The 21,194-nt window shown below is 70.4% G+C and carries 24 protein-coding genes; 8 read left to right on the top strand and 16 right to left on the bottom strand.

The window, feature by feature from the left end; all coding sequences use genetic code 11:
• Nucleotides 1–61: 61 nt before the first annotated feature.
• The 4 genes from L0H79_RS03730 to L0H79_RS03715 form a co-directional block, all read right to left on the bottom strand.
• Nucleotides 62–487 carry a type II toxin-antitoxin system VapC family toxin gene (locus tag L0H79_RS03730; RefSeq protein WP_301483204.1) on the bottom strand — a complete coding sequence of 142 codons (426 nt, stop codon included), beginning with the start codon at nucleotides 485–487 and terminating at the stop codon, nucleotides 62–64.
• Nucleotides 468–743, bottom strand: a complete 276-nt coding sequence (locus L0H79_RS03725; RefSeq protein WP_301483203.1) for a type II toxin-antitoxin system Phd/YefM family antitoxin — start codon at nucleotides 741–743, stop codon at nucleotides 468–470. The genes L0H79_RS03730 and L0H79_RS03725 overlap by 20 nt, the downstream gene beginning before the upstream one ends.
• Before the next feature lie 58 nt (nucleotides 744–801).
• Complete coding sequence (purB, locus tag L0H79_RS03720; RefSeq protein WP_301483202.1) at nucleotides 802–2,211, bottom strand: adenylosuccinate lyase; 1,410 nt, start codon at nucleotides 2,209–2,211, stop codon at nucleotides 802–804.
• Nucleotides 2,212–2,388: 177 nt separating this feature from the next.
• Nucleotides 2,389–2,886, bottom strand: a complete 498-nt coding sequence (locus L0H79_RS03715) for a low molecular weight protein-tyrosine-phosphatase (protein ID WP_301483201.1) — start codon at nucleotides 2,884–2,886, stop codon at nucleotides 2,389–2,391.
• A 105-nt stretch (nucleotides 2,887–2,991) separates the two neighbouring features.
• Here L0H79_RS03715 and L0H79_RS03710 point away from each other — a divergent pair, with 105 nt between their 5' ends.
• Nucleotides 2,992–3,378, top strand: a complete 387-nt coding sequence (locus L0H79_RS03710) for a nuclear transport factor 2 family protein (protein ID WP_301483200.1) — start codon at nucleotides 2,992–2,994, stop codon at nucleotides 3,376–3,378.
• A gap of 40 nt (nucleotides 3,379–3,418) precedes the next feature.
• Nucleotides 3,419–4,765 carry an MFS transporter gene (locus L0H79_RS03705; protein ID WP_301483199.1) on the top strand — a complete coding sequence of 449 codons (1,347 nt, stop codon included), beginning with the start codon at nucleotides 3,419–3,421 and terminating at the stop codon, nucleotides 4,763–4,765.
• Nucleotides 4,766–4,898: 133 nt separating this feature from the next.
• Here the strand turns inward: L0H79_RS03705 and galE are convergent, their stop codons facing one another.
• The 5 genes from galE to L0H79_RS03680 form a co-directional block, all read right to left on the bottom strand.
• A complete protein-coding gene (galE, locus tag L0H79_RS03700) occupies nucleotides 4,899–5,912 on the bottom strand; it encodes a UDP-glucose 4-epimerase GalE (RefSeq protein WP_301483198.1) in 1,014 nt (337 codons plus the stop codon).
• Between the two features lie 416 nt (nucleotides 5,913–6,328).
• The gene (locus L0H79_RS03695; protein ID WP_301483197.1) at nucleotides 6,329–7,213 is read right to left on the bottom strand and encodes a M56 family metallopeptidase; all 885 of its coding nucleotides are present in this window, start codon (nucleotides 7,211–7,213) and stop codon (nucleotides 6,329–6,331) included.
• A gap of 6 nt (nucleotides 7,214–7,219) precedes the next feature.
• Nucleotides 7,220–7,663 (bottom strand): BlaI/MecI/CopY family transcriptional regulator, encoded by a 444-nt coding sequence (locus tag L0H79_RS03690; protein WP_301483196.1) that lies wholly within the window; start codon nucleotides 7,661–7,663, stop codon nucleotides 7,220–7,222.
• A 15-nt stretch (nucleotides 7,664–7,678) separates the two neighbouring features.
• Nucleotides 7,679–7,891 (bottom strand): hypothetical protein, encoded by a 213-nt coding sequence (locus tag L0H79_RS03685; protein WP_301483211.1) that lies wholly within the window; start codon nucleotides 7,889–7,891, stop codon nucleotides 7,679–7,681.
• A 326-nt stretch (nucleotides 7,892–8,217) separates the two neighbouring features.
• A complete protein-coding gene (locus tag L0H79_RS03680) occupies nucleotides 8,218–8,868 on the bottom strand; it encodes a cytochrome ubiquinol oxidase subunit I (RefSeq protein WP_301483195.1) in 651 nt (216 codons plus the stop codon).
• 80 nt (nucleotides 8,869–8,948) lie between these two features.
• Between L0H79_RS03680 and L0H79_RS03675 the strand changes: the two genes are divergently transcribed.
• Genes L0H79_RS03675 through L0H79_RS03660 form a run of 4 tightly spaced genes read left to right on the top strand, consistent with a single transcriptional unit; the run spans nucleotide 8,949 to nucleotide 11,141 of the window.
• A complete protein-coding gene (locus L0H79_RS03675) occupies nucleotides 8,949–9,377 on the top strand; it encodes a GntR family transcriptional regulator (RefSeq protein WP_301483194.1) in 429 nt (142 codons plus the stop codon).
• Between the two features lie 38 nt (nucleotides 9,378–9,415).
• A complete protein-coding gene (locus L0H79_RS03670) occupies nucleotides 9,416–9,640 on the top strand; it encodes a type II toxin-antitoxin system Phd/YefM family antitoxin (protein WP_301483193.1) in 225 nt (74 codons plus the stop codon).
• Nucleotides 9,631–10,038 carry a type II toxin-antitoxin system VapC family toxin gene (locus tag L0H79_RS03665; RefSeq protein WP_301483192.1) on the top strand — a complete coding sequence of 136 codons (408 nt, stop codon included), beginning with the start codon at nucleotides 9,631–9,633 and terminating at the stop codon, nucleotides 10,036–10,038. The genes L0H79_RS03670 and L0H79_RS03665 overlap by 10 nt, the downstream gene beginning before the upstream one ends.
• Before the next feature lie 41 nt (nucleotides 10,039–10,079).
• Complete coding sequence (locus L0H79_RS03660) at nucleotides 10,080–11,141, top strand: quinone-dependent dihydroorotate dehydrogenase (RefSeq protein WP_301483191.1); 1,062 nt, start codon at nucleotides 10,080–10,082, stop codon at nucleotides 11,139–11,141.
• On the opposite strand, the gene L0H79_RS03655 is transcribed toward L0H79_RS03660, so the two are convergent.
• From L0H79_RS03655 to L0H79_RS03625, 7 genes are all read right to left on the bottom strand, one after another.
• A complete protein-coding gene (locus tag L0H79_RS03655) occupies nucleotides 11,113–11,469 on the bottom strand; it encodes a hypothetical protein (RefSeq protein ID WP_301483190.1) in 357 nt (118 codons plus the stop codon). The genes L0H79_RS03660 and L0H79_RS03655 overlap by 29 nt on opposite strands.
• 263 nt (nucleotides 11,470–11,732) lie before the next feature.
• Nucleotides 11,733–13,067, bottom strand: coding sequence for a phenylacetate--CoA ligase PaaK (paaK, locus tag L0H79_RS03650; protein WP_301483189.1), 1,335 nt, complete (start codon nucleotides 13,065–13,067; stop codon nucleotides 11,733–11,735).
• A gap of 24 nt (nucleotides 13,068–13,091) precedes the next feature.
• Nucleotides 13,092–13,976: an amino acid ABC transporter ATP-binding protein gene (locus L0H79_RS03645; RefSeq protein WP_301483188.1), complete on the bottom strand. Its 885-nt coding sequence runs from the start codon at nucleotides 13,974–13,976 to the stop codon at nucleotides 13,092–13,094.
• Nucleotides 13,976–14,959 carry an amino acid ABC transporter permease gene (locus L0H79_RS03640; RefSeq protein ID WP_301483187.1) on the bottom strand — a complete coding sequence of 328 codons (984 nt, stop codon included), beginning with the start codon at nucleotides 14,957–14,959 and terminating at the stop codon, nucleotides 13,976–13,978. Before L0H79_RS03640 ends, L0H79_RS03645 begins: the two co-directional genes overlap by 1 nt.
• A gap of 13 nt (nucleotides 14,960–14,972) precedes the next feature.
• On the bottom strand, nucleotides 14,973–15,887 hold the full coding sequence (locus L0H79_RS03635; RefSeq protein WP_301483186.1) for an ABC transporter substrate-binding protein: 915 nt from the start codon (nucleotides 15,885–15,887) through the stop codon (nucleotides 14,973–14,975).
• A 204-nt stretch (nucleotides 15,888–16,091) separates the two neighbouring features.
• Entirely contained in the window at nucleotides 16,092–16,520 is a 429-nt protein-coding gene (paaI, locus tag L0H79_RS03630; RefSeq protein ID WP_301483185.1) for a hydroxyphenylacetyl-CoA thioesterase PaaI, read from the bottom strand.
• The gene (locus tag L0H79_RS03625) at nucleotides 16,513–17,709 is read right to left on the bottom strand and encodes a 3-hydroxyacyl-CoA dehydrogenase NAD-binding domain-containing protein (RefSeq protein ID WP_301483184.1); all 1,197 of its coding nucleotides are present in this window, start codon (nucleotides 17,707–17,709) and stop codon (nucleotides 16,513–16,515) included. Before L0H79_RS03625 ends, paaI begins: the two co-directional genes overlap by 8 nt.
• 66 nt (nucleotides 17,710–17,775) lie before the next feature.
• On the opposite strand from L0H79_RS03625, the gene paaN reads away from it, so the two are divergent.
• Complete coding sequence (gene paaN, locus L0H79_RS03620; RefSeq protein WP_301483183.1) at nucleotides 17,776–19,488, top strand: phenylacetic acid degradation protein PaaN; 1,713 nt, start codon at nucleotides 17,776–17,778, stop codon at nucleotides 19,486–19,488.
• The gene (locus tag L0H79_RS03615; RefSeq protein ID WP_301483182.1) at nucleotides 19,485–20,930 is read left to right on the top strand and encodes an MFS transporter; all 1,446 of its coding nucleotides are present in this window, start codon (nucleotides 19,485–19,487) and stop codon (nucleotides 20,928–20,930) included. The genes paaN and L0H79_RS03615 overlap by 4 nt, the downstream gene beginning before the upstream one ends.
• Nucleotides 20,931–21,194 lie beyond the last annotated feature (264 nt).

Raw genomic sequence — 21,194 nt, 5'->3', positions numbered from 1 at the left:
TGCGGGGGCACGACGAGGAGCGACCGAATGCATCCCGTGGGCCACCGCTTTGGCCGGTGACTCAGGCCTGCGCCATGCCGGGACTCGCCGTCGCGAGGCCCACCAGGCCGGCCGCCGCGAGGAGCCGCTCGTCGTAGGCCACGACAGCCGTGACAGCCTCCCCGAGACTGCCGGCACTCGCGAGATGGAGCGCGTCGAGTGTGCGCAGGCCGGCCGGCTCGAGCAGGGCGGCCAGGTCCAGAACGACATGGTCGACGGGGACGAGAGCGACCTCGGTGAACAGGTGGAGGGCCAACGGGATCGCTTCGGGCCCACGCCGGCGCGCCGCCCGGATGAGCTCGACCCGGCCGATCGCCGACGTGCAGAGGACCTCGTCGGGCCGGTCGTCGAGCCACGTCGCCAGGCCTGCGGACTCGGGCTCGTCGACGACGAGCTTCACGAGGGCTGACGTGTCGAGGTAGAGCAGGTCAGGCGAGACGGTCGGCACGGCCCTCCTCGAGGATCGGCGAGAGGGGTGGACCGCTCAGCCTCGCTCGGGGGCCGAACGGCGTGCGTGCCCGAAGCGGGGCGATGAGACCGTGCCGAGCGACGAGCGCGCTCAGGTGTTGCTCCAGCGCGGACAGCGGCTCGAGCCGGGCCACCGGCGTGCCCCGATCCGAGATCAGCGTGGGGCGGCCCTCCTTGGCCGCCTGCACATAGCGGCTGGCGTGCTGTCGCAGCTCGCGGATGCCGATCGCGTCCATCACCAGATGGTAGCACTTCAGGTGCTACAACTCGGATCCCTGCGCTGGCTGGTGGATCTCACGGGAGGAGGTCGACCAGCCGACTCGCCAGCGCGGTGTAGGTCTGCGGGGTGAGGGTGAGGAACCTCGCCTCGACCTCGCTCGGCAGGCCCAGCCGGCGGACGAACTCGCGCAGGTCGTCTCCGTCGATGCGCCGTCCGCGGGTCAGCTCCTTGAGCCGCTCGTAGGGCTCCTCCATGCCCGGCACGCCCTGGGCGCCGAAGGCCCGCATCGCGGACTGGATCGGCTCGGCGAGCACCTCCCAGTTCGCCTCGAGGTCGGCCGCCATCGCGGCGGGCGCGGCATCGAGCCCGGCGAGCCCGCGCGAGACGTTGTCGAGCGCGAGCAGGCTGTGACCGAAGGCCGTGCCGATGTTGCGCTGCATGGACGAGTCGGTGAGGTCGCGCTGCAGCCGGCTCGTCACGAGGGTCGAGCCGAGCACGTCGAGCAGGGCGTTGCTCACCTCGAGGTTGGCCTCGGCGTTCTCGAACCGGATCGGGTTGACCTTGTGCGGCATCGTGCTGGACCCGACGGTGCCCTGCCCGCGGACCTGCGCGAAGTAGCCCATCGAGATGTAGGTCCACACATCGGTGCACAGGTTGTGCAGGATCCGGTTGAACCGTGCCATGTCGGCATAGAGCTCGGCCTGCCAGTCGTGGCTCTCGATCTGGGTCGTGAGCGGGTTCCAGGTCAGGCCGAGGTCCTCGACGAACTCGCGCGACACCGCGACCCAGTCGACGTCGGGCAGCGCGAGCAGGTGAGCGCCATACGTGCCGGTGGCGCCGTTGAACTTGCCGAGGTACTCCTGTGCCTCGATGCGGCGCACCTGACGAGTCAGGCGCCAGGCGAGCACTGCCAATTCCTTGCCCATCGTCGTCGGGGTCGCCGGCTGGCCGTGCGTGTGGGCAAGCAGTGGCGTGTCGCGAAGCTGCCGAGCCATCGCGCCGAGCTGGTCGAGCAGCACCCGGGCCTTGGGCAGCCACACCTGCGTGATCGCACCCTTGACCATCAGGGCGTACGAGAGGTTGTTGACGTCCTCGCTCGTGCAGCCGAAATGGACCAGCTCGGCCAGGCCACGGTCCTCCGGTGCCGGGACGACCTCGGCGAGGCGGCGCTTGAGGAAGTACTCGACCGCCTTCACGTCGTGGACCGTGACGCGCTCGATCTCGGCGAGCTCGGCGACCTCGTCGGGACCGAAGTCGGTGACGACGCGGCGCAGTGCGGCGTTCTCGTCGTCGGTCAGCTTTCGCACCCCGGGGACGACGCCGTGGCTCGTCTGCCAGACGAGCCACTCGACCTCGACGTGAACCCGCTGCCGGTTGAGCGCCGCTTCCGAGAGGTGGTCGACGAGCGGTGCCACCGCTGCGCGGTATCGGCCGTCGAGCGCGCCGAGGGCGATTGGCGGGGTGGCGTCAGCGAGCGAGGGCATGCGCGCATTCTCCCAGAGCGGCGGTATGCCGCCGACCCACCCGCCCTGATCGACAGTGCACAAATCCCGATCGACAGTGCAGCAATCCCGATCGACAGTGCACAAATCCCGAGCGAGCGCGCCCCCCGGGGACACGTGGGGATCGTCAGTGTGAGGTCGTGCCGCGGTGTCGAGCGGTCAAGCGAGCTGTTCCTCGAGGTGGGCCAGCAGGCCGCGGCAGGCTGCCTCGACCTCGTCGAAGCATCGCGCGAAGTCGGCGTCCCCTCCGAACCACGGATCATCGGTCTCGAGGGTGCCGGCGGCGACGGCGACTGGGTCGAACTCACGCACGAGGTGGATCTTGGCTCGATCCTCGTCGGTGCGAGCCGCCTGGAGCAGGACACGGACGTGGCCGCGGTCCGAGGCGAGGATGAGGTCGGCGTCGTCGAAGGTGCTCGCGGCGAACTGACATGCCCGATGGGTGCTCCCGTCGTAGCCGTGCCGGTCGAGCACGTCGATGGTGCGAGGGTCGGCCCGTTCGCCGATGTGCCAGTCTCCGGTGCCCCTCGAGGCAACCCTGACTCGATCGCCCAGTCCGGCGTCTTCGATGAGCCGAGTGAGGATGACATCGCCCATCGGGGACCTGCAGATATTGCCGCTGCACACGAAGATGACGTGAAGAGCTCCGGCGGACATGCACCCATTCAACACTGTGCTCGACGGCAGTTGGGGAGCGGCCCGCGGGATCGGGGATCGGCCCGCGGTAGCCCCCCTGTCGGTGGTCGGTGGCACGGTGTCGCCATGAGGATGGAAGAGGGGCCGGAGGAGCTGGCGGCGCGGTTCGCCACGTGCGTGGCAGCCGGTGACGTGGCGGGGATCGCGGGCCTGTATGCCGCTGACGCCGTCGTGAGCCTGCGTGACGGTCGCGAGGCGGTCGGGCCCACCGCGATCGGCGCGGCGTTCACGGCGGCACTCGAGCAAGGCCTCGACCTTGCCGTCGAGCCGGTGGGCAGGCCGATCATCCGCAACGGTGTGGCGTGCACGTCGACGCGGACCGCGGATGCGCGGGTGTGCACGCAGGTCGCCCGGCAGGAGCCGGACGGGACGTGGCGGTGGCTGCGCGACGGCTTCCGGCTGCGTGAGCTCGCCATCGAGGAGGTGATGCCTGTGGATCAGGATGTCGCCTGACGGTGCGCTGGGCGGCGAGCGAACCGCGTAGGTTTCCCCTGTGCCCGCCGTCGATCCCGCCGACCCTGTCGACGTGACGACGCACCGGTCGCACCTGATCGACCTGACTCCACTGCGGGTCAGTCCGCCGTTCGCGCGGCTCTGGGCGGGCAACACCCTCTCGGGCATCGGCGCGGTAATGACGAACATCGCCGTCGCACTGCACATCTACGACCTCACGCAGTCGACGTTCATGGTCTCGCTCGTTGCATGGTTCTCGCTCGTCCCGATGATCGCGGCGGGGCTCTACGGCGGGGCGATCGCCGACCGGTTCGACCGACGGGCGGTCGCGCTGATCGCCTCGGTCGTCGCGTGGCTCTCGACCGTGGCGCTCGCGACGGTCGCGTGGGGACGGTTCGAGGCGGTCTGGGTCTTCTACGTCATCACGACCGTCAATGCCGTCGCCGCCACGATCGCCTCGGCGACCCGGCAGGCCATCACCCCGCGGTTGCTCCCGGTCTCGCTGCTGCCCCAGGCCGCCGCCTTGAACGGGATCTCGATGGGGTTCATGGTGACCCTCGGCCCGGCCGTGGCCGGTCTGCTCGTGGCGCATGTCGGCTACCCCTGGACCTACACCACCGACGTCATCCTGTTCGTCTTCGGCTTCCTCGGGCTGTGGACCCTGCCGAGCATCCAGCCCGAGCGCGGCCCGGATGGTCACGTCGTCAGCGGTCTCGAGGCGGTGCGCCACGGCCTGCGCTACCTGCGCGATGCCCCGAACATCCGGATGAGCTTCGTCGTCGACATCATCGCGATGACGTTCGGTCAGCCCATCGTGCTCTTCCCGGCCGTCGGTGCGATGATCCTCGGCGGTGGCGCCATGACCGTCGGACTGCTCACGGCGGCCTATGCCGTCGGTGGCATCGCCTCGAGCCTCCTCTCAGGGCGGATCACCGGGATGCGATGGCAGGGCAAGGCGATCCGCGCGGCCATCGTGTCGTATGGCCTCGCGATCGCAGGGCTCGGCGCCGCTCTCGGTGCGACGACCGTCGGCGGCTGGTCGGTGCGGTCGTCAGACTTCGCGGACGTCAACGTCTGGGGGCTCGCCCCGTCGTGCGGATGTCTTGTGTGGGCCGGCGCCTCGGACAACGTCAGCGCCATCTTCCGCACGACGATCCTGCAGGCTGCCGTGCCCGACGAGATCCGCGGCCGGATCCAGGGCATCTTCACGGTGGTCGTGACCGGCGGGCCCCGGTTGGGCCAGATGTTCGCCGGCTCCCTCGCGGCGGTGACCGTGACCTGGCTGCCGCCCTTCGTCGGCGGCCTGCTCGTCGTCGTACTGGTCTGGGTCGCGGTCGCCCGGGTGCCCTCGTTCCGCGACTACGACGCCCTCGACCCCCGACCCTGACCTGACGTCTGGACGCCCGCCGTTCCCGCGCCCTGCCCGAACGGGCTCCTGGAGGTCGAAGGGTCGGTGCGCGCCCGCCTACCCGCCCGCTCACCCCGACAGTCCGTTCAGGGAAGGGGGAGGGGCTCAAGTGTCAGTCGGGAAAGCCGTGCGGGTTGGCCTGCTGCCAGCGCCACGTGTCGACGCACATGTCGTCGACGGTGCGGCTGGCGCGCCAGCCGAGCTCGGCGTTCGCCTTGCCCGGATCGGCATACGAGACGGCCACATCACCGACGCGACGGTCGACGATGCGGTGCGGCAGCTCGTGTCCGACGGCCCGCTCGAACGCGTGGAGCATCTCGAGCACCGACGTGCTCTGTCCGGTACCGAGGTTCCAGACACCGACCGGCTCGTCCATCGTGGTCAGGCGGGTCAGGGCCGCGAGATGCCCGGCGGCCAGATCGTCGACGTGGATGTAGTCGCGTTCGCCCGTGCCGTCCCTGGTCGGGTAGTCATCGCCGTAGACGGACAGGTACTCACGGCGGCCGACGGCGACCTGGGCGATGTAGGGCACGAGGTTGTTGGGGATGCCCTGCGGGTCCTCGCCGATCGTGCCGCTGGCGTGCGCGCCGACCGGGTTGAAGTAGCGCAGCAGCGCGAAGCGCATCGACGGGTTCGCAACCGCGATGTCGCGCAGGATCTGCTCCTGCATCACCTTGGTCCAGCCGTACGGGTTGGTGGCCGAGGTGGGGCGGTCCTCGGTGGCGGCCTCCTGGTCGAGGCCGTAGACGGTCGCCGACGAGGAGAAGACGAGCTTGTCGACCCCGTGGCGCTGCATCGCCCGCACGAGCGAGAACGTCGTGCCGAGGTTGTTCTCGTAGTACTCGAGCGGCAGCTCGACGCTCTCACCGACCGCCTTGAGCCCGGCGAAGTGGATGACCGCGTCGATGTGCTCCTGGGTGAAGAGATGCTCGGTCTTGTCGCGGTCGCGCAGGTCGAATGCGTGGACCGGCAGGTGCTCGCCCGTCAGCGCCTCGAGCCGGTTCACGACCGACGGCTTGCTGTTGGCGAAGTTGTCGACGATGACGACCTGGTGCCCGGCGGCGACGAGCTGGACGACGGTGTGCGAGCCGATGTAGCCGGCTCCTCCGCTGACGAGTACTCGCATGGTCGCCAAGCCTAACGAGACGGGTGGTATGCCGCTCACCTCGGGTGACCTGTTCCTCGGCCATCCGCTCCGGTGCCTTCGCAGGCCCGATCGACCGTGCAGAACTCAGCATCGAGAGTGCAGTAGTCCCGATCGACCGTGCAGAACTCAGCATCGAGAGTGCAGTAGTCCCGATCGACCGTGCAGGAGTGCCTGCCGGGGCGCTGAGCCGGCACCTGCGCAAACTCTCGAACGCGTGGCGGCGCAGCGGCATACCTCAAGGCGCGGGCAACTGCACTCTCGATCACGAGAACTGAACTCTCGATCACGTGAGGTGAACTCTCGATCACGAGAACTGAACTCTCGATCACGAGAACGGCACTCTCGATGGGGAGAACGGCACTCTCGATCGGGGAGGGGGGAGCGCTCGGCTCGGCTCAGGTGACGAGGAAGCCCGCGAACGCCATCGACAGCAGCATGATCGGCATCGCGACCAGCACTGCGGCAAAGACGTACATCAGGGCAGAGGCGGCAGACACGGGCAGGCCCCAGATCCGAGTCGGCTCGAGCAGCCCGATCCGCACCCTGGCCACTGACGCCGCTCCGCCCATCGCGATACTCCCGGCGGGGCTGGGCCCACCGGCCATACCGACGATGGCGCGCGCCGTCGGCACGATGCCGACCTCGCGGACGGCGGCCCGGTCCGCCAGCACCTCGATGAGCAGGTGCACCTCCCGCAGCGCAGCATCGGACCGGGCGAACGGCGGCACCGCCTCGTAGACGACGGAGAAGAACTCGAGGATCAGGTCGTGCCGGGCGGCCAGATGCGCCCTTTCGTGAGCGAGGACCGCCTCGAGCTCGTCGGCTGGGAGCCGGTCGATCGTGCCCTGGCTCAGGACGACCCGGCGACTCAGGCCGGGCAGGCAGTAGGCCGTCGGGGTCGGGTGCTCGATGACGCGCAGTTGCGGGTCGCCATGGGCCGCGAGGACGTCGACGAGCTCACGGTGCCGCTTGCGATGGATGCGCAGGTTGTGCCCGACCCGATGCGCGGCCACGAGCAACCGGGCCAGGACGAGTCCGCTGATCGCACCGGCGAGCGCGACGAGCCCGAGGTACTCGGTGATCCGGGACTGCTGCCGGACGATGAAGGGCACCGCGACCGGGGCGGTGAAGAGCGCGGCAAGCAGTGCTGCCATCGCGATCGACTGCCAGACGACAAGCGCTGCCCGCGCTGCCCGCCGGAAACTGGTGAATCCCGCCATGAGCCGCGGCACCGGCCACGACAGGGCCACGGCCAGCAGCGCCAGCGGCAGGATGTACACCGCGTATCAGGGCGCCTTCCGCCGGCCCCCACTCCCACCGCCTGCCGAGCCGGACGCCGCGCGGGCTTCGAGCTCGGCCAACGCGGCCTTGAGCTCGTCGAGCTCCTCGGGGGTGGACTCGTCGAGGAAGTGGAGCAGGACGCTGCGGCGCTCGGTGCCCGCGAGCTCGCCGAGGGCGTGGTGCATCGTCTCCGAGGTCAGCTCGTCACGGGTCGATGCGGCGGTGTAGCGCCAGGCCCGGCCGTCGCGTTCACGGGTGACGAGGCCCTTCTTGGCCATCCGGTCGAGGACGGTCATCAAGGTGGTGTAGGCCAGGTCGCGCTGGACCCCGACGACGTCGTGCACGTCGCGCACGGTGAGGCCCTCCGGACGGGACGGACCCTCGGCCCAGAGGTGTTCGAGGACGGCGCGCTCGAGGTCGCCGAGACGGTTGCGCGGAGAGGCAGGCATGGTGACTTCATTTTACTAGGCCGATCGATGCATCGTGACCACCTCGTCGAAGAGTTCCAGGCCCTCGGGTCGGTGGGTTGCCATGACGATGGTCGGGTGGGGACCGGGCAGCGACCTGTCGGCGGTCAGCAGGTCGGTGAGGACGGCGGTCGCCGTCGGCGGGTCGAGGTGGGCGACCGGCTCGTCGAGCAGGATGACGGGTCGTCGGCTGAGGATCGCGCGGGCCACTCGAGCAGGGTCGACTTGCCGACGCCCGAGGGCCCGGTCACCGCGGTGAGTCCGGGACGCAGCCGAAGCGAGAGCTCACGCAGTACGGGGCGAGCTCGGCGGCATACCGGTAGTCGAGCCCGATCGTGTTGAGCATGACGCGGCGCCGCTCTCGACCTCGGCGTCCGCGGGGGGTGGGTGGTGCGTCGACCGCCGACCGCCTGCGTCCGCCGAGGGGGCAGCAGGACGCCGAAGTCGAAGCCCTCGAGGACGATGTAGCCGGTCCAGAGGACCCCGATGATGACGAACCAGACGGTGCTGAGCTCCATGACGCTCTCCCCGGATCATTAGGCGAAGACGAGGGGGGCGTCCTCGTCGCGGTCGGACGAGTCCTCGTGCTCGTACGGTTCGGCCCCGCGGCGCACATAGGTCAGGAAGAGCTTGACCTCGACGACGGCGAGCGCGCCGTGGAGGAGGGTGTAGACGGCGAGCGAGGTGATGACGTAGCCGATCGAGACCCCTGGTGACACACCGGTGTTGGTCGTCATGAGTCCGAAGACGAGCCACGGTTGCCGGCCGACCTCGGTGAAGATCCATCCGAAGGAGTTGCCGAAGACCGGCAGCAGGGGAGCGGCGATGGCAGCCCAGTGCAGCCACCGATGGGTCGGGACACGTCCCTTGCGGGTCAGCCAGAGCATGACGGCCGCGATGCCGGCCGCGGCGAAACCGACTCCCATCATGAGCCGGAACGACCAGTAGGTCGTCGGGATGTTCGGCACGAAGCTGGTCGCGGCGTCCTGGGCCCGAGGGTTGCCCGAGGCGCCGAACGTGGAGACGTACTCCCCGTCGAACGACCCGGTCGCGAGCAAGCTCAGCAGGCCGAGGATCTCGATGATCGTCCGGGTGTGCTGGCCGTCGAGCGAGCCGACCGTCAGGACGGAGAAGGGCGCGCCCTCGCCCTCGGGGACGGAGTGGTAGAGCGCTTCCGCCGCGGCCATCTAGCCCGATCGACGGTGCACTACTCGTCATCGAGCGCTACTCAATACAGTGATGCGACGGTGCCGACGAGGGAGGCCTCATGACTGTTGGCGGACACGCTCCGCAGGAACGTCCCGGAGTCGGCTTCGTGAGCGGTGACCTCCGCATCGACGTCGACGTCAAGGCTGCCGAGCCGCCGTTCGAGCAGGTCCGGGCTCAGATCGCCGGACTCATCACCTCCGGCCGGCTCCTGCCTGGCGACCGACTGCCGACGGTCCGTGCGCTGGCCGCGGATCTCGGGCTCGCAGCCAACACCGTGGCGCGGTCCTACAAGGAGCTCGAGGCCACCGGGCTCGTGGAGACGGGGAGGCGGGCCGGCACCGTCGTCGCCTCCGGCGCACACACCGCCGACATCGTCGCCGCCACGCTCGCGACGAAGTTCGCCATCGCAGCACGGAGCGCCGGCCTCGATGACGGCGCCGCCATCGGCCTCGTTCGGGCGGCCCTGCGCGACCGGCCGAACACCTGACGCTGGTCTACCTGGCCTGGTCAACCAGACTGACCACTGTGACGGTCACCGTGAACGTGCAGGAGGCCAAGACGAGGCTCTCCGAGCTGTTGGCCCGGGTTGAGGCGGGCGAAGATGTCGTGATCGCCCGGGCAGGTCGGCCGGTCGCACGCCTGACCCCCGAGGTGCGGCCACCCGATCGGGTCTGGGGCCTGGTCCAGGTGACCCTTGGTGATGACTTCTTCGAGCCGTTGCCCGAGGAGGAGCTCGCGGCGTGGGAGTGACCGGAGGCCGGTTCCTCCTCGACATCCATGTCCTGCTCTGGCTGCTCGGGGATCCGGCGCGAGTGCCCGTCGAGACCCGCGATCAGCTGGCGGACCGAAGGACCGAGATCCTCGTCTCGGCCGCATCCGCCCTCGAGGTCGCGACCAAGGTCAGGATCGGCCGGCTCCACTCCGGCGCACATCTCGTCGACACCTGGGCGGACCGCCTCCGTGACATCGCGGCGACCGACTTGCCCATCACGTCGCATCACGCCTTGCTGGCCGGCTCTCTGGTGTGGGGGCATCGAGACCCGTTCGACCGTCTGCTCGTGGCGCAGGCCCTGGTGGAGAACCTGGCGCTGGTCACCACCGACACCGCGATGAAAGACGTGGTGGGCCTCCGGCTGCACTCCTGGTGAGCCGAGAGGGGAGGGGCGTGAGCGGCGGCAACGTGTCGACCGTGTCACGAGACATCCGCCGCGATGGCACGATGGGCGCCGTGATGTACGAGCGCGTCCTCCGGCAGACTCTGTTCAGGCTCGGCGACGGCGATCCCGAGGTCGCCCACGAGGAGACGCTCGACGCCCTGACCGTCCTGTCCAAGGTGCCCCCCGCGATCGCTGTGCTGCGCCGGCAGTTCGGCATCGACGCCCCGCGCACCATCTTCGGCGTGCGCTTCCCGAGCCCGGTGGGCCTCGCGGCGGGGCTCGACAAGAACGGCGTGGCCCTGCGGGCTTGGCCCGCAATGGGGTTCGGCTTCGTCGAGGTCGGCACGGTGACCCGCTACGCCCAGCCGGGCAATCCGAGGCCGCGACTCTTCAGGCTCCCGACGAGTCACGCGATCATCAACCGGATGGGCTTCAACAACGACGGGGCCGATGTCCTCGCTGCGCGCCTGCGAGCCCTCGGCCCGATCGGTGTGCCCCTCGGCGTGAGCATCGGCAAGTCCAAGGCCACCCCGGTCGCGGAGGCGGTCGAGGACTACCTCTACTCGATGCGCGTCCTCGGGCCGCATGCCGACTACTTCGCGGTCAACGTCAGCTCACCCAACACTCCGGATCTGCGCAGCCTGCAGGACCGGGGTGCACTCGACGGCCTGCTCAGGGCCCTCCGTGACGAAGCCGGTCCCACCCCGCTGCTCGTCAAGATCGCGCCCGACCTCACCGACTCGGCGATCGGCGAGGTGCTCGAGGTGTGTGCCGAGCGCCGGATCGACGGCCTCATCGCGACGAACACGACGATCGACCGCGACGGGGTCGCGCTGCGCGACGCGGTCACCGGCCGCGAGGTAGGGGGCCTCTCCGGGCGCCCCCTTACCGAGCGCGCCCGCGAGGTGGTCGGCTTCGTCCACCGCCAGGCACCGGACCTGCCGGTCATCGGGGTCGGCGGCATCACGAGCGTCGACGACGCCCTGCGGATGTTCGAGGCCGGAGCGTCCCTCATCCAGCTCTACACCGGGTTCATCTACCGCGGCCCGCCACTCGTGCGCGCGATCAACCGCGCGGTTGAACCGACTGAATAGCGGTTACGTCGTGATCCGGGTCGTCGGTGCGGATGAGCAGTCGTTCGAACTGCTGCCCGTCGAGCTCGACGAGCACGGCGGGTCGGCGACCGTAGACGGCACAGAAATCCTTGCCGAACGATCCTCGCGTGGTGCCGAGCATGATGACACCGGGCAGGCCCGTGCCCGGCGCGCGCATCCCGCGAAGCTCCATCCAGGGTTGCCTGCAAACCGACGCTGAGCGCACCGCCGAGATCGGCACGCGGACATCGCCGTGCAGCGCGCCCACCCTCTCCAGCGGGCCCAGTCGCACCACGATCTCGCCGTCCTCGATTGTCAGGGCTGCCATGCCTCGAGCGTATTCCTCGGTGACCAGGCTCCTGGAGGGCGGACCCGGACCCGGGCGCGTGCGGCGGCGACGCGTGATCCGAGATCCCGCGTCAGTCGCCTCCAACTTTCCCGCCACGGTCCGATCCACGGTGCCTCAGCGCCCGCCAGGCCACCAACCTTCCCGCCACGGCCCGATTGTCGGAGGACGGCCCCGGCGATCGGGCGGCGAGGCGCGTCGCTTCACTCAGCCGCCCAACGCCGAGCACGTGGGCGGCATACCACTCACTGCTTGGGGCGCTCGTCGACGATCCGGCGCGCCTTGCCCATCGACCGCTCGATCGTGCCGGGGTCACGCACCTCCACGCGTGCCGTCGTGCCGATCCGCGTCTTGATCGTGTGCTCGAGCCGGTGCGCGAGAGTCGCCGCCTCGGACGCCGCCATCCGCTCGTGCGGCTCGACGAGGACCGTGAGCTGGACCATCCGGCCGGGCTGGGTCAGCACGCACTGGAAGTACGGCGACAGCGCCGTCTCGGCCAGGACGTGCTCCTCGATCTGGGTCGGGAAGACGTTGACGCCGCGGATGATCATCAGGTCGTCGCTGCGCCCGGTGATCCGCTCCATGCGTCGCATCGAGGGCACCGCCGTACCGGGCGACAGCCGGGTCAGATCGCGGGTCCGGTACCGCAGCACCGGCATCGCCTCCTTGGTCAGCGACGTGAAGACGAGCTCGCCGACCTCGCCCTCGGCGACCGGCTCCTGCGTGTCCGGGTCGATGACCTCGGGGTAGAAGTGGTCCTCCCAGATGTGCAGCCCGTCCTTCGTCTCGCCGGACTCCTGCCCGACGCCCGGGCCCATCACCTCCGAGAGCCCGTAGATGTCGACGGCGTCGATCCCGGTGCGGCCCTCGATCTCGGCACGCATCTGCTCGGTCCAGGGCTCCGCCCCGAAGATCCCGACCCGCAACGAGGTCGAGTGCGGGTCGATGCCGCGCCGGTCCATCTCGTCGATGAGCGAGAGGAAGTACGACGGCGTCAGCATGATGACCTGCGGGCCGAAGTCTTGGATCAGCTGCACCTGCCGGTCGGTCATGCCGCCCGACACGGGCACGACCGTGCAGCCGAGCCGCTCCGCGCCGTAGTGCGCGCCCAGCCCACCGGTGAACAGGCCATAGCCGTACGCCACGTGCACGATGTCACCCGGCCGCCCGCCGGCGAACCGGATCGACCGCGCCACGAGGTCGGCCCACGTGTCGATGTCGCGCTTGGTGTAGCCGACGACGGTCGGCCGACCGGTCGTCCCGGAGCTCGCGTGGATCCGGACGACCTGCTCGCGCGGGACCGCGAACAACCCGAACGGGTAGTTCTCGCGCAGGTCCGCCTTGCCGGTCAAGGGCAGCTTCACGACGTCGTCGAGCGACCGGATGTCGTCCGGATGGATCCCCTTGTCCTCGAACGCCTTCCGGTAGTGCGGGATCTTGTCGTATGCCGCTCGCACCGTCGTGCGCAGCCGCTCGGTCTGCACGTGGCGCAGCTCGTCGAGTGACATCGTGGGGATCAGGGTGCCCTCGCCGAGGGAGGGTCGGGTGCTCTGGTCGGTGTCGTGGGACGTCGTGGTCATGAGCCCCATTCTGTCCCCTGGGGGTCACGCCGGGGGGAGGCCCACTCCCTCCAGGCCCGTGTCCGGCACGTCGTCGGCGGTGGCCGCGTCCCGTTCCTCGGCGTTGTGCATCCGGCGCAGGAAGCTCCGGGTGCGCTCGTTCTTCGGGTTGCCGAGCACCTCGTCCGGGGGCCCCTCCTCGCACACGACGCCGGCGTCCATGAATACGACGTGGTCTGCCACCTCGCGGGCGAACTCCATCTCGTGCGTGACGACGATCATCGTCATGCCGGTGTCGGCGAGCTGGCGCATGACCCGCAGCACCTCGCCGACGAGCTCGGGGTCGAGCGCGGAGGTCGGCTCGTCGAAGAGCATGAGCTTCGGGTCCATGGCAAGCGCCCGCGCGATGGCGACGCGCTGCTGCTGCCCACCGGAGAGCGCCCCGGGGTAGGCGGCCGGCTTGTCGGCCAGGCCCACCGAGGCGAGCAGCTCGACGGCCCGTTCCTTGGCCTTGGACTTCGAGATGCCCTTGACCTGGGTCGGTGCCTCGATGACGTTCTCGAGGGCGGTCTTGTGCGGGAAGAGGTTGAACCGCTGGAAGACCATGCCGATCTCGCGGCGCTGGGCCGCGATCTGCTTGTCCCCGAGCGTGTGCAGCTGTCCCTTCTCGTCCTCGCGGTAGCCCATCAGCTCGCCGTCGACCCAGATGCGGCCGCCGTCGATGGACTCGAGCAGGTTGATGCACCGCAGGAAGGTCGTCTTGCCCGACCCGGAGGGGCCGAGGAGGCAGACGACCTCGCCGCCGTGCACGGTCAGGTCGATGCCCTTGAGCACCTCGTTGCCGTGGAAGGCCTTGGTGATGTTGACCGCTCGGACGAGCACGTCGCCGGTGGCCCGGCTCGTCCGGGGCGCCCGGGCTGCCCGCGCCATCATGCGCCTCCCATCCCGGCCGGTCTCGCGGCCCGCTCCTGCTGCGCCTTCTTGGCGGCTCGCTTGGTCTCGCCGAAGCCGCGACCGAAGTAGCGCTCGAGGTAGAACTGGCCGACCATGAGGACCGAGCAGACGATGAGGTACCAGGCCACCACGGCGACATACGAGGCCATGATCTCGAGGGTGCGCGTGCCGATGATGCGTACCTGGTAGTAGAGCTCGGTGATGACCGGGATGGCGATGAGCAGGGAGGTGTCCTTGACCATCGCGATCGTCTCGTTGCCGGTCGGGGGCACGATGACCCGCATCGCCTGGGGCAGCACGATGCGGCGCATCGTCTTGCCGTTGCCCATCCCGAGCGCCTGGGCGGCCTCGGCCTGGCCCTTGTCGACGGAGATGATTCCGGCGCGGGCGATCTCGGCCATGTAGGCGGCCTCGGACAGCCCGAGGCCGAGGATGCCGGCGAGCAGGGTGCTCGAGAACTGCGTGAGGCTGAGGTGGAAGAACGTGAAGTCGGTCGACAGCCCGAGGGCGTGGCCGAACTGCTGGCCGAACGGCACCCCGAAGTCGAGCCCGTCGTAGAGGAACGGGATGCCGATCCCGATCATCCCGAGCAGGACGATGCGGGGGATGCCGCGGAAGAACCACGTGTAGACGGAGGCGACACGGCGCAGGACGGGGTTGGACGACAGGCGCATCACCGCCAGCAGGATGCCGCCGACGACGCCGATGACCATGGCGCCGATCGTGCCGACGATGGTGCCCTTGACCAGGCCGTCGAGGACGGGCTGCTGGATCATGATCTGCAGGGCGACGGGGAAGTTCCATCGCTCGTTCGTCACGAAGGAGCTGATCATCATCGCGACGAGGACCGCGATGACGGCCAGGGCGACCCAGCGCCACGGGTGGGAGACGGGCCGGGCGTGGATCACGCCCGGCCGGTCCTGCCCGGCCGCACGAACGACGTCCGTCTTGGTGCTCATCGGCCAGCGCCGACTACGAGACCGACGGGTTCAACGCGAAGTCGCTGATGGCACCCGACTCGACGCCCCACTCGGTCAGGACCGCCTTGTAGCTGCCGTCGGCCTCGGCCGCCTTGAGGGCGTCGACGAGGGCGTTGCCGAAGTCGTTCTCGGACTTGGGCAGCACGTAGCCGTAGGGCGCGGAGTCGTAGATGTCGCCGAGCTTCTCGAGCTTGCCGGCGAACTGCTTGACGGCGTAGAGGCCGATCGGCGAGTCGGCGAGCATCGCGTCGACCTTGCCGCTGACGACATCTGCCGTCACCTCGTCCTGCCCGTCGTGCGGCAGGATGTTGACTGCGGGCTTGCCGGCCGCGACGCACTTCTTGCTCCGCGCGGTGATGTCGTCGAGCTGGGTGGTGCCGGTCTGGACGCCGATGTTCTTGCCGCACGGGTCGTCGATGGAGACCTTGGCCGGGTTGCCCGGCTTGGTGACCCACTGGGTGCCGGCCTTGTAGTAGCTGACCATGTCGACCTTGGCCATCCGGTCCTTGGTGATCGAGAAGGACGACACCCCGACGTCGTACTTGCCGCTGTCGACGCCGAGGATGATGGCGTCGAACTTGCTCGGCGAGTACTCGGCCTTGACCCCGAACTTGGCGGCCACGACGTTGAACAGTGCCGGGTCCCAGCCGGTCACGGTCTTGCCGTCGGCCGCCATCATCTCGTTCGGCGCGTAGGTCGGGTCGATGCCGACGACGATCTTGCCGGCCGACTTGATCTTCGCCGGCAGCTTCGCTGCGAGCGCCGCATCCACGGTGCCGGTGGGCACGGGTGCGTGCGTGGTGCCCCCGCCTCCCGCGCCGGGCGAGAGCGAGTTCGAGCCACAGGCGGACAGGGTGAGCCCGAGGGCGACGGCGCCGGTGGCGGCGACGAGTTGGATACGACGCATGGTGAGGCCTTCCAGATCGACGGCGGGCACCGATAGCCCACCCCCTCGCCGATATTGCCACTCATCGCACGCCCTGACAGGCGTCATGGGTCACATTCGTCGCACACCTTCGCCGGCGGCACGGTCGTGCTCAGCGTTCCCGCCACCACAAAGGATGACGTATGCCGCATACGGGCCAGCGCCGGTACCTCGCCGCCGCGACGGTCAGAGCGCACGACGGGTCCGCGACCGGCCGCGGAACTCGGCGATGACCTGACCGTCCGACTCGCGCCTGACCGTCACGTCGGTGATCCCGCTGCGCCCGAAGGCAGCCCGGACCACGCCGTCCGCGACGAGCACATCGCCGAGCCGGCCCGGCGCGGTGAAGGTGACGTCGGCACCGGAGGCCACCGTCGTGGTCCCACAGGAGTTGCAGACCAGGGCGAAGCACGAGTCGGCGAGCAGGAAGATGAACCCGCCGTGGCAGATGTCGTGGCCGTTGACCATGTCGGGGCGGACCGGCATCCGGACGACGGCGTGGTCCTGTTCGAGCAGGTCGATGACCATGCCGAGCCCGCGGGAGGCCACGTCGTCGTCCCACATCCTCTGCGCGAACGCGACACCGTCGCCGGGCTTCTCCTGCGGCTCACTCATCGAGGCTCCCGTCGGTCAGGCCCGGGCTGGGCCGGTAGCGGCCACCCGGGAAGGCCCGGTCGAGGGCCGCGATCTGTTGCGCGACGACGTCGAACCCGATCGGTCGGCCCCACTCGATCGGCCCGCGCGGGTAGTTGACGCCGAGCCGCATCGCGGTGTCGACGTCCGCGGCGCTGGCCTCCTCGCGGCGGACGAGATCGACCGCCTCGTTGACGAGCATCGCGACGGTCCGGGCCAGCGGGTCTGTCTCGACGGGGCCGGTCACGAGCCGCTCGGCCAGCCCGAGATCCGGCTCGGGGCGGGCGGCGGGCGGCTGGGCGGCATACGAGAAGACCCCCTCGCCCGTCTTGCGGCCGAGCCGTCCCGACTCGACCAGGCCACGCTGGAACTGCGTTGGTGCATAACGGGGGTCGTGTCCGGTCTGCTCCCAGACCGAGGCGCCCACCGCGTAGTTGACGTCCTGCCCGATCAGGTCGGTCAGCTCGAACGGCCCCATCCGGAAGCCGCCCTTCTCGCGCAGGATCCAGTCGACCGTCGCCGGGTCGGCGATACCCTCCTCGACGACCCGCTGCCCCTCGCCGTAGAACGGCCGGGCGACCCGGTTGACGATGAAGCCCGGCGTCGAGGTGCACCGGACCGGCGTCTTGCCCCACGCCCGCATCAGCGCCGCAACATGGGCGAGGTAGGCCTCCGCCGTCGCCTCCCCGTGCACCACCTCGACGAGGCGCATGAGCGGGGGCGGGTTGAAGAAGTGCAGCCCGAGGACGCGCTCGGGGTCGGGGAGGGCCTCGGCGATCGCGGTGATGTCGAGGCTGGAGGTGTTCGTCGCCAGGATCGTCGTCGGCGGCTGGCTGGCGGCGACCCCAGCCAGGAGGCGCTGCTTGAGGGCGAGGTCCTCGGGCACCGCCTCGACGACGAGACCGACCTCGGGCAACCCGTCGACCAACACCGCAGGCTCGATCCGCCCGACGACGCCGGCGGCCTCGGCGTCGGTCATCCGACCCTTGGTGACCTGGCGGGTGAGGATCGCCCGGAGCCGCGTGAGGGCAGCGTCCGCCGCACCGGGGGCTGCGTCGACGAGGATGACCTCGTGTCCGGAGGCGGCGGCGACCTGCGCGATACCGGCCCCCATCGTGCCCGCCCCCACGACCGCAACCGGCGCCGGAGGGCTCGTCGTGTCATGGTCCATGGGCAGCATTGTGGCCCCCCGCCTTGCCCGCGGCGTGGACGCCGGTCGCGTGACTAGCATCGAGGGGTGACTGCTGCAGCGCCGACCACGACCCATCCCCTCCTCGACAAGCACGCCGGAGTCCTCGACGAGATCCGCCGGGCCCTGACGGCTCGTTCGTACTACTCCCGCTACCCGGAGTCGCCGAGCCCCCGGGTGTACGGCGAGACCGCCGCCGCCGACGGTGCGGCCGCCTACGAGGCACACCTGAACGCGCGGTATGCCGCCGAACTCGTCTCCGCGAGCGACGGCACCTGGGTGGGGGGCGAGGTCTCGCCCTACGGGCCGGTGCTCGGCGTGCAGTACCCGGGTCTCGACGTCGAGGCGGGGCTCGCGGCGGCCCGGGCCGGGCTGCCGACCTGGCGTGACGCCGGTGCGCAGGTGCGTGCCGCCGTCTGTGTCGAGATGGCCGACCGGTTGCACGAACGCAGCTTCGAGATCGGCACCGCCGTCATGCACACGTCCGGCCAGCCGTTCGTCATGGCCTTCCAGGCCGGCGCTCCGCAGGCCCAGGACAGGGCCCTCGAGTCGATCGCGGCGGGGCTCGTCGAGCAGGAGCGGGTGCCCGCGTCGGTCGTGTGGGAGCGCCCGGCCAAGGGGGAGCCGATCCGGATGCAGAAGGACTACCGCATCGTCGGGCGCGGGGTCGGTCTTGTCGTCGGGTGCAACACGTTCCCGACGTGGAACGCCTACCCGGGCATCTTCGCCGACCTCGTCACCGGCAACGCCGTGGTCATCAAGCCGCACCCGAAGGCGATCCTGCCGCTCGCGATCACCGTCGAGGTGGCGCGGGCCGTGCTCGCGGAGGCGGGCTTCGACCCGGCGCTCGTGCAGCTCGCCGCCGAGAACGACGGGCAGGGACTGGCCAAGGTGCTGGCGCAGCGGCCCGAGATCGCGATCATCGACTACACCGGCGGGCCCGGCTTCGGCGCCTGGCTCGAGCAGGCCGGCGCTGCCCGCGGAGCGCTGGTCTACACCGAGAAGGCCGGGCTGAACACGATCGTCGTCGACTCGACCGACGACCTGAAGGGCACGCTCGGCAACCTCGCCTTCTCGCTCTCGCTCTACTCCGGGCAGATGTGCACCGCGCCGCAGAACATCTACGTCGCCGACGGTGGTGTCGACACCGACGAGGGGCACCTGTCCTTCGACGAGTTCGGCGACCGGCTCGCCGGGGCGGTCCAGCGCCTCACCGGCGAGGACGCCAAGGCGGTCGAGATCCTGGGGGCGACGGTCAACGACACGGTCCGCGGCAACGCCGACTCGCTCGACTCGCTCGCAGCCGAGGCCGCGGGGCACGTCGTGCTCGAGTCGCGACGGGTGGCGCACCCGAAGTATGCGGACGCGATCGTGCGCGCGCCCGGGCTCGTCGCGCTCGATGTGTCCCACGAGGACGTCTACACGCAGGAGTGCTTCGGCCCGGTCGGGTTTCTCATCCGCACCGCCTCGACGCGGCAGTCCCTGGCCCAGCTCGCCGACACCGTGCAGGAGCATGGCGGGATGACCGCGTCGGTCTACTCGACCGACGAGTCGGTGCTCGACGCGGCCCGGGAGGCGGCTGCCGCAGGCGGGGTTGCGCTGTCGGAGAACCTGACCGGCCAGGTCTTCGTCAACCAGACGGCGGCCTTCTCCGACCTGCACGGCACCGGCGCGAACCCGGCCGCCAACGCGGCCTACGCCGATGCCGCCTTCGTCGCTAACCGGTTCCGCGTCATCACCTCGCGCCGGCACGTGCCGTGACCGAGCCGGTCCAGCCCGCCGACCCCGTGAGCGGCTCGGCCTCCGAGCCGGGTACAGCGGCGCCGGGACGGGAGGCGGCGGTGGCCCGGCCCGCGGGTTCGCTCGGCGCGCTCGACCGGGCCGCCGTCCAGCGCTCGACGATCAAGGCCCTCGTCGCCTCGCAGGTGCTCGGCGGAGTCGGCATGGCCAGCGGGATCGCCGTCGGCGCGCTGCTCGCAGAACAGCTGTCCGGCTCGGAGACGCTTGCCGGGTTCGGCACGACGACGCAGGTCCTCGGTGGTGCCCTCATCGCGATCCCGGTGGCCCGGCTCATGGCGGCGCGGGGTCGCCGCCCCGGGCTCGTCCTCGGCTACGCCCTTGCCCTGCTCGGCGCCGCCACGGTCGTCACGTCGGCCGTCGCCGGGTCCTTCCCGCTCATGCTCGTCGGGATGTTCCTCTTCGGCGGCGGGACGACGGCCAACGGCCAGGCGCGGTATGCCGCTGCCGACCTCGCGCTGCCGCAGCACCGTGGGCGCGACCTGTCGATCGTCGTGTGGTCGACGACGATCGGGTCGGTCCTCGGCCCCAACCTCGTCGGCCCCGGCCAGGCCCTCGCCGAGGCGGTCGGTGTCCCCGGGCTCGCGGGTGCCTTCCTCTTCTCGCTGGCCGGGTTCGTCCTGGCGTTGCTCGTCGTCGGGCGGCTGCTGCGACCCGACCCGCTGCTGACCGCCCGCGTCCTCGAGCGGGCGGAACAAGAGCCGGCGGGACGAGAGCCGGCGGGACGAGAGCAGGCGGATGTGGGGCGCGCAGGCTCGGCGCAGCGGCATACGACGAGATCGGCGGCCGAGCACGACGGGTCGATGCGGCGCGCCTACGCGACGATCCGCAGCAACGCCCTCGCCTTCGAGGCTGTGCTCGTCATCGCGCTCGGTCACCTCGTGATGGTGTCGGTCATGGTGATGACGCCGTTGCACATGGCGCACGGGGACGCCGGGCTCGAGGTGATCGGCTTCGTCATCTCGGTGCACATCCTCGGGATGTACGCGTTCTCGCCGGTCGTCGGGCTGGCGGTGGACCGGTGGGGGAGCCGGCGCGTCGCGATGCTCGGCGGCGCGGTCCTCGCGGCGGCCGCGTTCCTGGCCTCGCGCTCCGAGACCGGCTGGTCGGGCCTGCTGCTCGGCGCGCTCTTCCTGCTCGGGGTCGGCTGGTCGTGCACCCTCGTGTCGGGCTCGACCCTGCTGACCAACGCCGTGACGACGGCCGAACGGCCTGGCGTGCAGGGCCTGTCCGACGTGCTCATGGGGCTGGCCGGGGCAGGCGGCGGCGCGGTTGCCGGGGTCGTCGTCGGAGGGCCCGGGTATGCGTGGCTCGCCGGCGGGTCTGCCGTCGTCGGGCTCGTCATCATCGGCATCGCGCTCGCGGCGACGGTCCGTCACGCCTCCGGTGCGCACGCATCTGCCTGACGGGGTCGCCTGTGCCGGTGCGCCGGCTCGGCATCCTCCTGTGGTCCGAGGCGCCGGGGCATCTGGCGTGCTCCGTGGGACGACCACAATCCCGGGCACGTCCGATGAGGCGCGCTTGTCGTGCGTGATGACGCGAATAGTGGTCGTCCGGCGGTACAGCGTGCCGTGCCCATGACCCTGGCCCGCCAGGCCCTGGCCCGCCCCGCCCCGGACCGGGGCGGGCCGGACCGGGGCGGATCATATAGCCGGGCGCTTGCAGGGTGC

The sequence above is a fragment of the Intrasporangium sp. genome (assembly GCF_030452765.1).
GTDB lineage: Bacteria > Actinomycetota > Actinomycetes > Actinomycetales > Dermatophilaceae > Intrasporangium_A.
This window is presented reverse-complemented; position numbering and strand designations above follow the sequence as displayed.

What these genes read in the sequence shown, in the direction of transcription:
- L0H79_RS03725 (WP_301483203.1), bottom strand. Translation starts at nt 743, where the DNA reads ATGGACGCGATCGGCATCCGCGAGCTGCGACAGCACGCCAGCCGCTAT.
- purB (WP_301483202.1), bottom strand. Translation starts at nt 2,211, where the DNA reads ATGCCCTCGCTCGCTGACGCCACCCCGCCAATCGCCCTCGGCGCGCTC.
- L0H79_RS03715 (WP_301483201.1), bottom strand. Translation starts at nt 2,886, where the DNA reads ATGTCCGCCGGAGCTCTTCACGTCATCTTCGTGTGCAGCGGCAATATC.
- L0H79_RS03710 (WP_301483200.1), top strand. Translation starts at nt 2,992, where the DNA reads ATGAGGATGGAAGAGGGGCCGGAGGAGCTGGCGGCGCGGTTCGCCACG.
- galE (WP_301483198.1), bottom strand. Translation starts at nt 5,912, where the DNA reads ATGCGAGTACTCGTCAGCGGAGGAGCCGGCTACATCGGCTCGCACACC.
- L0H79_RS03690 (WP_301483196.1), bottom strand. Translation starts at nt 7,663, where the DNA reads ATGCCTGCCTCTCCGCGCAACCGTCTCGGCGACCTCGAGCGCGCCGTC.
- L0H79_RS03680 (WP_301483195.1), bottom strand. Translation starts at nt 8,868, where the DNA reads ATGGCCGCGGCGGAAGCGCTCTACCACTCCGTCCCCGAGGGCGAGGGC.
- L0H79_RS03675 (WP_301483194.1), top strand. Translation starts at nt 8,949, where the DNA reads ATGACTGTTGGCGGACACGCTCCGCAGGAACGTCCCGGAGTCGGCTTC.
- L0H79_RS03655 (WP_301483190.1), bottom strand. Translation starts at nt 11,469, where the DNA reads ATGGCAGCCCTGACAATCGAGGACGGCGAGATCGTGGTGCGACTGGGC.
- paaK (WP_301483189.1), bottom strand. Translation starts at nt 13,067, where the DNA reads ATGACCACGACGTCCCACGACACCGACCAGAGCACCCGACCCTCCCTC.
- L0H79_RS03645 (WP_301483188.1), bottom strand. Translation starts at nt 13,976, where the DNA reads ATGGCGCGGGCAGCCCGGGCGCCCCGGACGAGCCGGGCCACCGGCGAC.
- L0H79_RS03640 (WP_301483187.1), bottom strand. Translation starts at nt 14,959, where the DNA reads ATGAGCACCAAGACGGACGTCGTTCGTGCGGCCGGGCAGGACCGGCCG.
- L0H79_RS03635 (WP_301483186.1), bottom strand. Translation starts at nt 15,887, where the DNA reads ATGCGTCGTATCCAACTCGTCGCCGCCACCGGCGCCGTCGCCCTCGGG.
- paaI (WP_301483185.1), bottom strand. Translation starts at nt 16,520, where the DNA reads ATGAGTGAGCCGCAGGAGAAGCCCGGCGACGGTGTCGCGTTCGCGCAG.
- L0H79_RS03625 (WP_301483184.1), bottom strand. Translation starts at nt 17,709, where the DNA reads ATGGACCATGACACGACGAGCCCTCCGGCGCCGGTTGCGGTCGTGGGG.